We start from the raw sequence: 13624 nt of genomic DNA, 5'->3' as shown, positions 1-13624 counted from the left end.
CCATGTGCGGTATCGCCGGAATCTATCACCTGGAGACCCCCAAGCCGGTCGATCGCGCCCGCGTCGAGGCGATGTGCGACGCGATCGCGCATCGCGGGCCGGACGGGCAGGGGGTGTGGACCGCGCCGGGGGTGGCGCTGGGCCATCGCCGGCTCTCGATCATCGACCTTGCCGGATCACCCCAGCCGATGGCCTCGCCCGATGGCCGGGCGATGCTGGTGTTCAACGGCGAGATCTACAACTACCGCGAACTGCGGCAGGAACTGAGGGCGCTCGGCGAGGAGTTCCGCACCGACGGCGACAGCGAGGTGATCCTTGCCGCCTGGCGCCGCTGGGGGCCGCAGTGCGTGACGCGGCTGTTCGGGATGTTCGCCTTCGCGATCTACGACCTCGATGCGCGCACGCTGTTCCTGGCGCGCGACCGGCTGGGCGTGAAGCCGCTCTATTACGCGCAGCTCAGCGACGGCAGCCTGGCGTTCGGCTCCGAACTCAAGGCGCTGACCGCTCACCCGCTGCTGCGGCGCGAGATCGATCCGCTGGCGGTCGAGGACTACCTGACCTGGGGCTACGTTCCCGATAGCCGCGCGATCCTCAAGGGCGTGTGCAAGCTGCCCGCCGGTCATTCCCTGCTGCTGCGCCACGGCGCGCCGCTGCCGCGCCCGGCGCAATGGTGGGACGTCTCGTTCGCCGAGCGCCGCCGGGGCAAGCCCGCCGACCTCGAGGCCGAACTGCTGCACCTGATGCGCCAGGCGGTGTCCTCGCGGATGATCTCGGACGTGCCGCTCGGCGCCTTTCTGTCGGGCGGGGTGGACAGCTCCAGCGTGGTCGCCTTCATGGCCGAGGCGAGCGGCAATCCGGTGCGCACCTGCTCGATCGGGTTCGACGTCGTCGGGCTGGACGAGAGCGCCTATGCGACGAAAGTGGCGCGGCTGTTCGGCACCGACCATGCCGCGCGCACGGTCTCGCCGGACGATTTTTCCGCGATCGAGCTGCTGGCCGGCATGTTCGACGAACCTTTCGCCGATGCCTCGGCCCTGCCGACATGGCGGGTCTGCCAGCTGGCGCGCGAATCGGTGACGGTGGCGCTTTCGGGCGACGGCGCCGACGAGGCGCTCGGCGGGTATCGCCGCCATGTGTTCCAGGCCGGCGAGGACAAGGTGCGCGCGCTGCTGCCGCAGTCGCTGCGCGGGCCGGTGTTCGGGGCGCTGGGCAGGGCCTATCCCAAGGCGGACTGGGCGCCGCGTCCCTTGCGCGCGAAATCGACGCTGCTGTCGCTGGCGGGCGATTCGGCGCAAGGCTACGCGCGCTCGATGGCGTTCCTGCCGCCCGAACTGCGCGATACGCTCTATTCCCCGGACTTCCTGCGGCTGCGCGGCGATTACCGGGCAGAGGACGAGGTTCTGGCGCTGATGCGGCAGGCTCCGGCGCGATCCGGGCTCGACCGCGCGCAATATGCCGACCTCAAGTTCTGGCTGCCCGGCGATATCCTCACCAAGGTCGATCGCACCAGCATGGCGGTCAGCCTGGAAGCGCGCGAGCCGCTGCTCGACCACCGCCTGATCGAATTCGCGGCGAGCCTGCCCGAACGGATGCGGGTCCAGCGCGGGCAGGGCAAGTGGCTGATGAAGCGCGCGATGCGGCGCTATCTGCCTGACGACGTGCTCTATCGTCCCAAGCAGGGCTTCGTCACGCCGATCGCGCAGTGGTTCCGCGGCCCCCTGGCCCAGACCGCGCGCGAGATCGCGGCAAGCGCCCCGCTCGCCCGGACCGGCTGGTTCGACCAGCGCCGGCTGCAGGCGCTGGTGGAGGCGCATGTCGCGGGAACATCGGACAATTCCCGGTTGCTGTGGCAGCTGCTGATGCTTGACCGGGCGTTTACCGGACTGGGTATCCTTTAGCAGCGCGGCGTCGTGCGGGTTTCGGGCGCCTTGGTACCTCCTGGGTGCCGTTGAGTGCCTTTGTGCGCCTCTCCCATTAACTACACGGATTCTTAGTACCTTTGCGATAGTCCATGCTCAACAGCACCGCTTTCGGCAGGGGTTGAATGAACAGAATCGGTCGCCATTGCCGGTATTCGGAGCGGAAGTTTTCCGCGCCGGTGACGCGCGCCGAAAGGCTGCGACGGCCCGCTCCGGAAGGCTGCAGGGCATGACCGGCATCTGGTCAAGCATCAGAAATTTCTGGAAAAACCCTCGGGTCCGGATCCTGTTCTGGGCCACGCTGATCGGTCTCGTCATGGGGCTGAGCGAGCTTGGCATGCCGCTTGAGGACGCCATGCGCAACATGCGCTGGTGGATGCACCCGCGCGCCTCGGACAACAAGGTTCTGGTGGTCCTGCAGGATGACCGGACCCTCGACGAACTGGGGCAGAGCGACGTCAGCCGGAGCGACGATGCGGCCGTTCTGCGCCGCCTTTTCGCAGCCGGCGCGAACGACGTCTATTTCGTGCGGTCGTTCTCGAAGCATGGCGGGGTCGAGGGCGATCGCCGTTTCGTGGAAGCGCTGCGTGAGAATTCCGGCAAGGTCTACCTTGGCGCCGTGCTTGGCGACAGCGCCGGCAAGGGAAACTACGTCGGCGCCTTGCCGTTGAAGGAATTCCGCGAATACGCCCGGCCCGTGTCGATCATCGTGCGCCATCGACCGCTGAATCTCAATGTCCAGCTGCCCTATTCGTCGGATAGCCCGATCGGGCGCATCCCCTCGGTCGCGGCGCAGATGGCGGGTATCGATCGCAGCCCGGACCAGTTGTTCTTCCCCGACTTCTCGATCGCGGTGAACACGATCCCGAGCCTCAGCTACATCGACGTGCTGCGCGACAATTTCGACGCGTCCGGTGTCAAGGGCAAGAGCATCGTGGTTGCTCCGGCGGCCGTCGGTTTCAACGACGTCTATCGCATTCCCGGGCAGAACGTTGGCGCCCCGGGAGGTTTCTTCCATGTCATCGGTGCCCAGACGCTCCGGGCGAGCACGCCCAGGGACTGGGGCTGGTTGCCGGAACTGCTGGTGGTCGTGCTGGTGATCGCGTCCGGCTTCCGCCGTGGCAACGCTTTGGATGCGTACCGTTTTACGGCGCTCGTCGGTGTCCTCGGGGCGGCGCCCTTCGTGCTCGATTACTTCGGGATCCAGGTGGACATCATCCCCGCCTGCGCGGTCGCGCTGATCTCCGTGGTGCGCATGCGTAACCTCGATCGCGTCGAGGAGGCGAGCGAGACCAATGCCGGATCAGGCCTTCCCAGCGTGCAGGCGCTGCGCAATTCGGCGGACTTGTCCACGCGCATCCTGGTCTCGCTCAAGATTCGCAACTACGGCGGCATCATCGGCAGCTTCGCCGAGCATGTGGAGGCGCAGCTCGCCAAGGAGATCGTGCGGCGCATCCGCATCAGCGACGAGAGCGTGCTGATCTATCACGAAGGCGGGATGTTCGTCTGGCTTTCGTCGATCCGCAGTACCTTCGACCTGTTCGAGAACCTCGAGGGCCTGCACCGGATCGTCCAGAACGGCATTCAGGTCGGCGGTATCGACATCGACCTGTCGTTCAACTGCGGCATCGATTCGGAATTCGACCGTCCGCTGTCCGGCCGTGTCGCCAGCGCGATGCAGGCGGCCGAGGAGGCGGTGCGCAACGATGAACTCGTCTACCAGAACGACAATCGCAAGCATGAGGCGCAGTGGGAGATCTCGCTGCTGACCTCGCTCGATCGCGCGATCGACAATGGCGAGGTCTGGGTGGCCTACCAGCCCAAGCTCGAACTGCGCTCCAATCGCATCAGCGGCGCCGAGGCGCTGGTGCGCTGGACGCATCCCGAGCGCGGGCCGATCCCGCCCGACAAGTTCATCCGCATCGCCGAGGAGTTCCATCGGATCGAGCGCATCACCCGCTTCGTCATCAACGATGCGGTGCGCGTCGCCGTCGAACTCGAGCGGCAGGGCTACGAGATGACGATGTCGGTCAACATCTCCGCCCAGTTGCTGCGTAACCCGGGCCTGCCGGGGATGATCGCCGAGATTCTCGCGGCGCACGGCCTGTCGCCCAATCGCCTGATCCTGGAGATCACCGAGACCGACCGCCTCGATCGCAGTTCGAAGACCTTCCAGATGCTGCAGCGGCTGGTGCAGTCGGGTCTGCGGCTTTCGATCGACGACTTCGGAACCGGCAACGCCACGATCGACTATTTGCGTTACCTGCCCGCCAGCGAGGTGAAGATCGACAAGAGCTTCGTCTCTTCGATGGAGGGCCGGAAGGAAGACCTGCTGCTGGTCCAGTCCATCATCGAAATGGCGCATTCGCTCGACCGCGTGGTCGTGGCGGAAGGCGTCGAGACGGCGAAGGTTCTGGAGATGCTGTCCGGCCTCCAGTGCGATCTCGTGCAAGGCTATCATATCAGCCGGCCTGTCCCGTTCCGGGATTTTCTCGACTTCGTGTCGGGGAGAAGGGCGCGGCTGATTGGTTAAAAATTCCTTGATGCATCGTTAACTAATCATTATCCATTTGTTCGGCCGCAGCGATGCGGTCGTTCACATGGGGAAATGATGATGAACAAGGGTATCTGGGGCGGTGGTTGGTGGGGCAACGGCATCTGATTGATGCCAATGCCTGCCGTAATCCGCACCGTTAGGGCGGATCACCGCAAGTAAAAAGAAGCGCTTTCCAGAAGAACTCCTGTCTTTTGGAAAGCGCTTTTTCTTTGCCCGGCGTCCGCGCATCATCGGGCGATCGATATCGTTACCTCCCTCGCAGCGCACGTTGGCGCGTCACGAGGTAGTCATTAGGTTAACGTGACTGAAAGGCTGGCCGCAGCAAGCGATGGCCGCAGTGCTGCGAGTCCCATCCCGATTCGGGATTCGTTAACGAAGTTCAGCCTTCGCCATGGCCGAGAGCGAGATAATCGGCGCTCTGCATTTCGTTGAGACGGCTGATAGTGCGGTCGAATTCGAAGCGGCCCGTCCCGCTCTGGTAAAGGTCTTCGGGGGACGCATCGGCCGCCGCGATGAGCTTGACCTTGTTCTCGTAAAGCGCGTCGATCAGCGTCACGAACCGCGCCGCCTCGTTGCGCCGGTCGGGGCCAAGCTTCGGGATGCCGACAAGGATCACCGTATGGTAGATCCGGGCGATCGCCAGGTAGTCGGCAGCACCGCGCGCCTCGCCGCACAGCCGCTTGAAGCTGAAGACGCCGACGCCTTTGAGGCTCTTGGGGACGTGCAGCATGCGGCCGCCGCCGACGTCGATATCGGCCGAAGGGACGTGCTCGCTGTCCTCGGGCGGATAGTCGGTGAGACGGTAGAACGCCTCGCGCGCGGCTTCGGTGGCCGGTTCGCCCAGCGGCATGTGCCAGGTCGCCATGCCGCCGAGGCGCTGCATGCGGTAATCCGTGGGCCCGTTGAGGGTCAGCACGTCGAGTTCCTGCTCGATCAGGCCGATGAAGGGCAGGAAGTGCTCGCGGTTCAGCCCGTCCTTGTAGAGTTCCCCGGGGGCCCGGTTCGAAGTCGTCACGATGGTCACGCCTTCGTTCACGATCAGGTACGTGAACAGCCGGCTCATGATCATCGCATCGGCCGAGTTGTTGACGACCATCTCGTCGAAGGCGAGGCAGCGCAGGTTACGGGCGATGGCGGCGGCGACCGGGGGAATCGGATCGCCGCTCTCCTTCTTGCGCTCGTCGCGCAGCAGGGCGTGGACTTCCAGCATGAAGGCGTGGAAGTGGATGCGACGCTTGCCGGGGATGTCGAGGGTCTGGACGAACAGGTCCATCAGCATCGACTTGCCGCGCCCGACACCGCCCCACATGTAGACGCCGCGCGGGCTCGCGGCCTTCTTGCCGAGCAGCTTGCCCAGCAGGCCGGTCGAGGAATTGGCCTTGTAGAGTTCGCGCTGCAGGCGGTTCAGCCGCTCTGCCGCTGCGGCCTGCTCCGGGTCGGAGCGCAGTTCGCCGGTCGCCACCAGCGCCTCGTAGCGTTCGAGCATCGCGCTCATCGCGGTTCGCTCGGCAGCGGTGTGCTGGGTGGGGGCGTGCTGGGTAGGGGCGTACTGGGCTTGCGCAGGGTGCCCATGAAGCTGGCGACCAGGTGATCGCCCTGCATCGCGGTGCCGCGCACGAAGACCAGGCGACGGGTTTCCTTCATGATCTCGGAAACGACGTCGAGCGGTTCGCCGATCCTTCCGGCACCGATGAACTGGTTCTGCAGGTCGAGCGTGACCGAGCCGGCGGCATCGGCGCCGAGCACCGTATACATCGCAGCGAACATCCCGACGTCGATCAGGGCCAGGATCACGCCGCCATGAATCGCGTCGAGGACGTTGCTGTGCTGCATGCCCACTTCGAGGAGACGAAGGCGAGCCCCGCGCTCACCTTCGTCGCGGACCAGCATCCGGCCGAGCCCCTGCGAGTTGAAGCGCGAGCCTTCGTTCAGCTGCCACGTATGCCAGCCCGGAAACTCCGGGTCCGGCTCGTGGATGAATGCACTGTGCTTCGCCACGGAAGGCTACCGGTCGCGGTGCGCAGGCTCAGACCTGGCGCTCGGCCTGCATCTTCTTGATTTCGGCGATGGCGCGCGCGGGCGAGAGGCCCTTGGGGCACACGTTGGCGCAGTTCATGATGGTGTGGCAGCGGTAGAGGCGGAAGGGATCCTCCAGCTCGTCAAGGCGCTCACCGGTCATCTCGTCGCGGCTGTCGGCCAGCCAGCGGTAGGCCTGGAGCAGGATCGCCGGGCCGAGGAACTTGTCGGAATTCCACCAGTAGCTCGGGCACGAGGTCGAGCAGCAGGCGCACAGGATGCACTCGTAGAGGCCGTCCAGCTTCTCGCGCTGTTCGGGGCTCTGCAGGCGCTCCTTGCCCGACGGGGTGGTCGAGACGGTCTGCAGCCAGGGGCGGATCGAGGCGTACTGCGCGTAGAAGTGCGTGAAGTCCGGCACCAGATCCTTGATGACGTCCATGTGCGGCAGCGGGGTGATGCGGATATCGCCCTTGAGATCCTCGATCGCGGTGGTGCAGGCGAGGCCGTTCTTGCCGTTCATGTTCATCGCGCACGAACCGCAGATGCCTTCGCGGCAGGAGCGGCGGAACGTCAGCGAGGGGTCGATCTCGTTCTTGATCTTGATGATCGCGTCGAGCACCATCGGGCCGCACTTGTCGAGGTCGATCTCGAACTGGTCGTAGCGCGGGTTCTCGCCCGAATCCGGGTCGTAGCGGTAGACGGTGAACTTCTTGACCTTGGTGGCGCCCTCAGCCTTGTGGACGTTGCCACGCTTGCTGATCTTGCTGTTCGCCGGGAGGGTGAAGGTCGCCATGGTAGAATCCCCGTGATCTTGCAGTGCGGCATGGGCCGCTTGTGGACCCCTCTAGCGATTCGTCGCCATAGGGCAAGAGGTGACTATGGAGAGGCGGCCCGTGGAATATCGGGAAAAGCACGGATAGCGGCGTCATCGCGGCCTTGGCCGTGCCGTGGATTGCAAGTGCTGTTGCGAACTTGTGACTCGCGGGCTGTTTCCGGCCTTCGGATGTCAGGCGTCGAAACGCGCAAATCGACCAAGCGATAGTCCGTCGTTCAGGTGAAACGGCAATTCGCGAGCGTTTCGCCTTTGCAGGAACGTATCGCCACCTCCTGCTTGCGCCGCGAGCAGGAGGGCATGTCGTTCATGGGTTTGCGCCCTGCTGGTGCTCGGCCCAGTCGAGGGCAGCGTCGGCCACTTGCTCCCAGCCGGGTTCCAGCAGTGTCCAGTGCGACCGCTCGGCGAATTCCAGATAGTCCGTGCGCGATGGAGCGCGGCTCTGCCGGGCGTGGATCGCGCGGGTCATGGCGGCGTCGGCGATCAGGTCCTTGCCGCCGCCGATCAGCAGCAGCGGGGGACGCTTGGGATTGGCCCAGTCGATCTTCATCGGCCCCACGATCCCGTCCCAGTAGACGCGTCCCGGCGTCGGCACGACGTAGCGATCGTAGGCCGCGTCCGCCTTGTCGGCGGGCAGGGTCTGCGCGAAGCGCCGGGCGAAGAAACGGCGCGACATGTGCTTGGCCTTGCCCCGGCTGAACGGATCGAAGAACACCGGCAGCGCGGAGACGAGGGCATGCGGATAGATCGGCACCCCGGGCGTCGGCGCGGGATCGATGGCGATGCCGGCCACGCCCAGCCCGCGGTCGAGGAGGTGCTGGACCACCACGCCGCCGAGCGAATGCCCGATGAGGATCGGCACCTCCGGCAGGGCGCGGATGATCGCCTCGTAGTGATCGACGATCCGACGCTGGCCGAGCGCGCCGAGGCTCGGGTGAGGGGCCGCGCGCAGGGCGGCGGGCTCCCCTTCGTCGAGCGGCCAGTCGGGGGCGATGACGGTGTATCCGCGCGCTTCGTAGCGGGATTTCACGTGCTCCCAGCTGCGGGCATTGAGCCAGGCGCCGTGGATGAGAACGATGGTCTTGCTCATGGCATGTCTCCTTGGGGCGGCGTCAGCGGCCGTAGCGTTCGGCGGGGCGGTTGCGCGACAGGTTCGGGCGCAGCGCGCGGCGGGCGTTCAGGTAGGCGTCGAGGTCGGCGTTGTCGGGCAGCGCCGGGATGGTGATCGTCTCGCCGAGGTCGAGGCCTTTCAGCGCCGCATCGACCATGTCGTCGACGTCCATGACCATCTCGGCGGGGAAGTTCGCCAGTTGCGCCTCGGTCCAGATCGGGGTGCGGGTGATTCCCGGCAGCACCGCCTGCACGCGCACGCCTTTCGCGCCCAGCTCGGTTTCCAGCGCCTCGGTGAAGGCGAGGACGTAGGCCTTGGTCGCGGGATAGACCGCCGTGAAGCCGTCGGGCATCAGCGCGGTCACCGAGGTCATGTTGATGATCGTCCCGCCGCCGATTTCGGCAAGGCGCGGCGCGATCGCGGCGGCGAGGCGGGTCACGGCCAGCACGTTGAGGTCGATCATCCCGGTGAGGTAGGCGGGGTCGGCACCGGCGAAGGTGGTCTCCCCGGCGATCCCGGCATTGTTGACGAGGCCGGTGATCGCCGCGTCCTCGCGCAGCCGCTGTTCGACGCGGGCGAGATCGTCCGCCCTGGCGAGATCGGCGCCGAGGGTTTCGACCCTGACGCCGGTTTCGGCGGTGATCGTCGCGGCCAGTGCTTCCAGCTTGTCCGCCCGGCGGGCGACCAGGATCAGGTCGTGGCCGCGCCGGGCCAGACGGTCGGCATAGACCGCGCCGATGCCGTCCGACGCGCCGGTGATGAGGAAAGTGCCCTTGGTCATGATGTGTCTCCTTGAGGGTGCTTGTGGTACGGTTGGGTGCCGTTCAGTGCCGGATGAAATCGAGCAGATCGGCGTTGAAGCGGTCCTGGTGCGTCTGTGTCAGGCCGTGGTCCGCGCCATGGTACACCTTGAGCACCGCACCCGGCACGATCTTCACCGTTTCCAGCGCGGAAGCGCCGATCGGCACGATCTGGTCGTCGTCGCCATGCAGGACGAGCGTGGGCACGTCGAAACGGGCGAGATCGGCGTGGAAGTCGCTTTCGGAAAAGGCGCGGATACTGTCGAGCTGGCCCTTGAGGCCGCCCATCATGCCCTGCCGCCAGAATTCCTCGCGGATGCCTTCGGAGATCGCGGCACCCTCGCGGTTGTAGCCGTAGAAGGGGATGGTGAGGTCGCGGAAGAACTGGCTGCGGTTGTCGTAAGTGCCCTTGCGGATGGCATCGAAGGCGTCGATCGGCAGGCCGCCGGGATTGGCCTCGGTCTTCAGCATCAGCGGCGGAACCGCGCCGATCAGCGCCACTTTTGCGACGCGGGCGGTGCCATGGCGGCCGACGTAGCGGGTCACTTCGCCGCCGCCGGTCGAGTGGCCGACGAGGATCACGTCGCGCAGGTCCAGCGCCTCGATCAGTTCGGCGAGGTCATCGGCGTACTGGTCCATGGTGTTGGCGTCCCAGACCTGGTCCGAGCGGCCGTGGCTGCGGCGGTCGTGGGCGATCGTGCGGAAACCCTCGTTCGCGAAGAAGACCATCTGCGCGTCCCAGGCATCGGCGGAAAGCGGCCAGCCGTGGGAGAAGACGATCGGCTGGGCGTCCTTTGCACCCCAGTCCTTGTAGAAGATGCGGGTTCCGTCGGTGGTGGTGATCGTGGTCATGTCGCTTTCTCCGTTCTCGATGGGCCCGTTGCGCCCTGTGAGGAGAGAGATAGACTGCGCCGCCGGCCTGCAGGATCGGCGGTTCCGACATAAGGCAGGCCAAAACCGACAAAGGGGGCTTCGGGCATGGCCGTAGACGCGCGCATCAAGGCCGAGATCGGTCTCGTCCTCTATCCGGGCTGCCAGGCGGCGATGGTCCACGGGATCACCGACCTGTTCGCGATAGCCTCGCACTTTTCGGCGGAACGCGGCGGGTACAAGCTGCGTGTAAGCCATTGGGAGATGGACGCGGCGGGGGGCTTCACGCGCGGTTTCGACACCGATCCCGGGGAGGGCGGAAGCCCGCAACTGCTGATCGTGCCGGGTCGCCTGACGGGCCCTGTCGGTGCCGAAGAGGCGGTGCCCTACGCACGCTGGCTGCTCGACCGACATGCCGCCGGTGCGACGCTGGCATCCACCTGCGGGGGGACGTTCATGCTGGCTGCGACGGGGCTGTTGTCAGGCCGTCCCGCCACCACGCACTGGCTTTTTGCCGAACCCTTTCGCGCACGGTTCCCGGAGGTCAGACTGGAGCCCGACAAGATGGTTATCGAGGATGGCGACATCATCACCGCCGGCGGCCTGATGGCCTGGACCGACCTGGGCATGCGGATCGTCGACCGCCTGCTGGGCCCCACGGTGATGATCGAGACCGGAAAGTTCCTGCTGGTCGATCCTTCCGGGCGGGAACAACGGCATTACAGCAGCTTTGCGCCGCGCCTGACGCATGGGGATGAGGCGATCCTCAAGGTCCAGCACTGGCTGCAGGGGCGGGCGGAGCGGTCTGTCGCGGTGCCTGACATGGCCGGACAGGCGGGGCTGGAGGAGCGCACGTTCCTGCGCCGCTTCAAGGCGGCGACGGGTCTGAAGCCCGTCGAATACGTCCAGAACCTGCGGGTCGGCAAGGCGCGTGAACTGCTGGAATTCACGCGCCGCTCGGTGGACCAGATCGCCTGGGCCGTGGGCTATGAGGACGCAACCGCGTTTCGCAGGGTCTTCAATCGCGTCATGGGCCTGTCTCCGGGGGAATATCGGAATCGCTTCTCCAGCGGTTCGGAACTGCCAGTTGCCGCATGACGGCGCGGAAAGCCCGGAGCTTCGAGAGGGTGAGAGATAAGTGCGGCACGCGAAGCGTCAGCTCGGACCACGAGACATCCGGGTCATGCGGTGCCGCCCCTTGCGGTGGCAGACCGGGCAGTCGTTGCGCAAGGTCGTGACCTGAACGTCAGCTTCCCGGCCGGCAGCCTCGATGCATCAATCCGGCGGCGTGCCGGCGATCATGTCCCTAACCTTCGTCGCCAGCACATCGGCGGCAAACGGCTTGGTCAGCATGTCCATGCCTTCGTTGAGAAAGCCCGATCGTATCGTGGCATTCTGGGCATAGCCGGTGATGAAAAGGACATTGAGACCGGGCCGGATCTCGCGTGCGATTTCTGCCAGTTGGCGGCCGTTCATTCCCGGCAGCCCCACATCCGTCACCAGCAGATCGATCCTTTCGTCCGATTGCAGCAGGGGGATGGCCGATACGGCATCGACGGCTTCGATCGCGTTGTAGCGCAAGTCCCGAAGCACTTCGGTGACGATAAGGCGCACCGACGGATCGTCCTCCACGACCATCACGGTCTCGCCAAGGCCAAGCGGGAAGCGCGCCTTGCGCTGCTGCACCGTTTCGGTTTCGCCATGGGCACGGGGCACGAACAGCTTGACCGTGGTGCCGAAACCAAGCTCGCTGTAGATTCGCACGTGGCCGCCCGACTGGCGCGCAAAGCCGTAGATCATCGAAAGTCCAAGGCCGGTGCCCTGACCGACGGGCTTGGTCGTGAAGAACGGTTCGAACACTTTCTCCATCGTCGATGCCGTCATGCCTATGCCGGTGTCGCTGACGCTCAGGATTACGTACTCGCCAGGGGCAAGGTCTGGATGATCGCGCGTATAGTGCTCATCGAGATAGATGTTGTCGGTCTCGATAATGAGCCTGCCGCCTTCGGGCATCGCGTCGCGGGCATTGATGCACAAGTTGAGCAGCGCGCTCTCAAGCTGGTTCGTATCGGTGGATGCCGCCCACAACTCGGCCTTGAAATGCGTTTCCAGGACCGTCTGCTCGCCAAGTGTTCTGGTGAGGAGTTCGCTCATGCCGGAGACCAGGGCATTGATGTCGGTCACCCGCAGATCGAGTGATTGACGCCTGCCGAATGCCAGCAGGCGCGACGTCAGCGCGGCGGCGCGCTGGGCGGAGGCATTGCCGGCATCGATATAGCGGTCGACCCGATCGAGCCTGCCCGCCGCGATATTGCGCTGGATGAGATCCAGACTGCCGATGATGCCGGTGAGCATATTGTTGAAGTCGTGGGCGATACCGCCCGTGAGTTGCCCGATGGCCTCCATCTTCCGGCTATGACGCAAAGCCTCCTGCGCGGCCTCCAACTCGCCCTTGCGGGCCTTCGCTTCGGTGAGATCACGACCGACCGCGACGAAGTTGATGCCATCGGGTTCGGGGGCGACGGTCCATTCGATGTTCTTCCAAGTACCGTCCTGCGCGGCGATGCGGTTCTCGAAGCGCGCAGGCTCGCGCGATCGCGCCATCTGCGCGATCACATCCAGCGAATTCGCGACGTCTTCGGGGTGCATGAAACCGGCGTACTCGCGGGTGAGAAGATCATTCTCGCTCCAGCCCAGCACCCGTGTCCAGGCGGGATTCACGGCCGACATCATTCCGGTGAAGTCAGCGCGCGCGAGCATGTCCTGCGACAGATCCCATAGCCGGTCGCGCTCCGCACGGGCCTGCTCGATCGCGGCCTTGACGCGCACGCCAACTTCCTGGACGAGCCTTTCTTCCGCCTCGCTCCAGACGCGAGGCGTGGCATTCTGCACTGCCAGCAGTCCGACCCACTGCTCCTCCTCGAACAGGACGACATCGATAAAGGCGCCCACTTCCCTTGCGGTCAGGCCGTCGCGGGCAGGGGGGCTCAAGCGTTCGTCGCCGGGGACATCATAGACGACGACCGGCGCCCCGTTACGGTAGGCGGCCAGCAGATCGGGCCCGAACGAGGCAAGCGAATGGACACCCGCGATGGAGCCGACGCTGCGTGCGTAATCGCGCTCGACCGTCATCATGCCGCTGCTGGTGATCTCCGCGTAGAAGACCCGGCTGGCATCAAGCAGTTCGCCGATGCGGACTGCGGCAAGATGGGTGATCTCGGCCGGGGTCTTCAGCGATCGAAGGTCGTCGGACAGTGACAGGAGGAACGAATTGCGCCGCTCCGCCGCAACCCGCTGGGTCGTCTCGGACAGGATGCAGATGACGCCTGCAGGGTTACCCTCGATATCGGGGACCGGGGAGTAGTCCAGATCCATCCACACCCGCTCCGGCGGTAATTGCTCACGGGGTCAGCAATTGGGCTCTGATCAGGCGACCACGAACCTGCCGTCGACGAGTTCGCGGATAGCTACGAGGGCCGATTTGCCGCTGAGACGGGCGGTTCCGGTGACGGAGCGATA

The 13624-nt window shown here is 65.4% G+C and carries 11 protein-coding genes; 3 read left to right on the top strand and 8 right to left on the bottom strand.

Annotated elements, in window-relative coordinates; translation table 11 throughout:
* Positions 1-2: 2 nt before the first annotated feature.
* Both V2S85_RS05495 and V2S85_RS05490 read left to right on the top strand, forming a co-directional pair.
* Entirely contained in the window at positions 3-1898 is a 1896-nt protein-coding gene (locus V2S85_RS05495) for an XrtA/PEP-CTERM system amidotransferase (protein ID WP_330701867.1), read from the top strand.
* Between the two features lie 250 nt (positions 1899-2148).
* A complete protein-coding gene (locus V2S85_RS05490) occupies positions 2149-4452 on the top strand; it encodes an EAL domain-containing protein (protein ID WP_330701866.1) in 2304 nt (767 codons plus the stop codon).
* 63 nt (positions 4453-4515) lie between these two features.
* On the opposite strand, the gene V2S85_RS05485 is transcribed toward V2S85_RS05490, so the two are convergent.
* The 7 genes from V2S85_RS05485 to V2S85_RS05455 all read right to left on the bottom strand — a co-directional run bounded on the left by V2S85_RS05485 (position 4516) and on the right by V2S85_RS05455 (position 10087).
* On the bottom strand, positions 4516-4707 hold the full coding sequence (locus V2S85_RS05485) for a hypothetical protein (RefSeq protein WP_330701865.1): 192 nt from the start codon (positions 4705-4707) through the stop codon (positions 4516-4518).
* Positions 4708-4855: 148 nt separating this feature from the next.
* Positions 4856-5971, bottom strand: a complete 1116-nt coding sequence (gene zapE / locus V2S85_RS05480; RefSeq protein ID WP_330701864.1) for a cell division protein ZapE — start codon at positions 5969-5971, stop codon at positions 4856-4858.
* On the bottom strand, positions 5968-6474 hold the full coding sequence (locus V2S85_RS05475) for a PaaI family thioesterase (protein WP_330701863.1): 507 nt from the start codon (positions 6472-6474) through the stop codon (positions 5968-5970). Before V2S85_RS05475 ends, zapE begins: the two co-directional genes overlap by 4 nt.
* Positions 6475-6502: 28 nt before the next feature.
* Positions 6503-7285 carry a succinate dehydrogenase iron-sulfur subunit gene (locus tag V2S85_RS05470; protein ID WP_330701862.1) on the bottom strand — a complete coding sequence of 261 codons (783 nt, stop codon included), beginning with the start codon at positions 7283-7285 and terminating at the stop codon, positions 6503-6505.
* Positions 7286-7631: 346 nt separating this feature from the next.
* Entirely contained in the window at positions 7632-8414 is a 783-nt protein-coding gene (locus tag V2S85_RS05465; protein ID WP_330701861.1) for an alpha/beta hydrolase, read from the bottom strand.
* A 22-nt stretch (positions 8415-8436) separates the two neighbouring features.
* On the bottom strand, positions 8437-9216 hold the full coding sequence (locus V2S85_RS05460; RefSeq protein WP_330701860.1) for an SDR family oxidoreductase: 780 nt from the start codon (positions 9214-9216) through the stop codon (positions 8437-8439).
* Between the two features lie 43 nt (positions 9217-9259).
* The gene (locus V2S85_RS05455; protein WP_330701859.1) at positions 9260-10087 is read right to left on the bottom strand and encodes an alpha/beta hydrolase; all 828 of its coding nucleotides are present in this window, start codon (positions 10085-10087) and stop codon (positions 9260-9262) included.
* A 126-nt stretch (positions 10088-10213) separates the two neighbouring features.
* Between V2S85_RS05455 and V2S85_RS05450 the strand changes: the two genes are divergently transcribed.
* The gene (locus V2S85_RS05450; RefSeq protein ID WP_330701858.1) at positions 10214-11203 is read left to right on the top strand and encodes a GlxA family transcriptional regulator; all 990 of its coding nucleotides are present in this window, start codon (positions 10214-10216) and stop codon (positions 11201-11203) included.
* Positions 11204-11380: 177 nt separating this feature from the next.
* On the opposite strand, the gene V2S85_RS05445 is transcribed toward V2S85_RS05450, so the two are convergent.
* On the bottom strand, positions 11381-13480 hold the full coding sequence (locus tag V2S85_RS05445; protein ID WP_330701857.1) for an ATP-binding protein: 2100 nt from the start codon (positions 13478-13480) through the stop codon (positions 11381-11383).
* Positions 13481-13624 lie beyond the last annotated feature (144 nt).

The sequence above is a fragment of the Novosphingobium resinovorum genome (assembly GCF_036352595.1).
Lineage (GTDB): Bacteria > Pseudomonadota > Alphaproteobacteria > Sphingomonadales > Sphingomonadaceae > Novosphingobium > Novosphingobium resinovorum_B.
Note: the sequence above shows the minus strand (reverse complement) of the source record. Positions and strands in the feature narration are given on the sequence as shown.

Coding starts and splice junctions, on each gene's coding strand:
- V2S85_RS05495 (WP_330701867.1), top strand. CDS start 3: ATGTGCGGTATCGCCGGAATCTATCACCTGGAGACCCCCAAGCCGGTC.
- V2S85_RS05490 (WP_330701866.1), top strand. CDS start 2,149: ATGACCGGCATCTGGTCAAGCATCAGAAATTTCTGGAAAAACCCTCGG.
- V2S85_RS05485 (WP_330701865.1), bottom strand. CDS start 4,707: ATGATGCGCGGACGCCGGGCAAAGAAAAAGCGCTTTCCAAAAGACAGG.
- zapE (WP_330701864.1), bottom strand. CDS start 5,971: ATGAGCGCGATGCTCGAACGCTACGAGGCGCTGGTGGCGACCGGCGAA.
- V2S85_RS05470 (WP_330701862.1), bottom strand. CDS start 7,285: ATGGCGACCTTCACCCTCCCGGCGAACAGCAAGATCAGCAAGCGTGGC.
- V2S85_RS05465 (WP_330701861.1), bottom strand. CDS start 8,414: ATGAGCAAGACCATCGTTCTCATCCACGGCGCCTGGCTCAATGCCCGC.
- V2S85_RS05460 (WP_330701860.1), bottom strand. CDS start 9,216: ATGACCAAGGGCACTTTCCTCATCACCGGCGCGTCGGACGGCATCGGC.
- V2S85_RS05455 (WP_330701859.1), bottom strand. CDS start 10,087: ATGACCACGATCACCACCACCGACGGAACCCGCATCTTCTACAAGGAC.
- V2S85_RS05450 (WP_330701858.1), top strand. CDS start 10,214: ATGGCCGTAGACGCGCGCATCAAGGCCGAGATCGGTCTCGTCCTCTAT.
- V2S85_RS05445 (WP_330701857.1), bottom strand. CDS start 13,480: ATGGATCTGGACTACTCCCCGGTCCCCGATATCGAGGGTAACCCTGCA.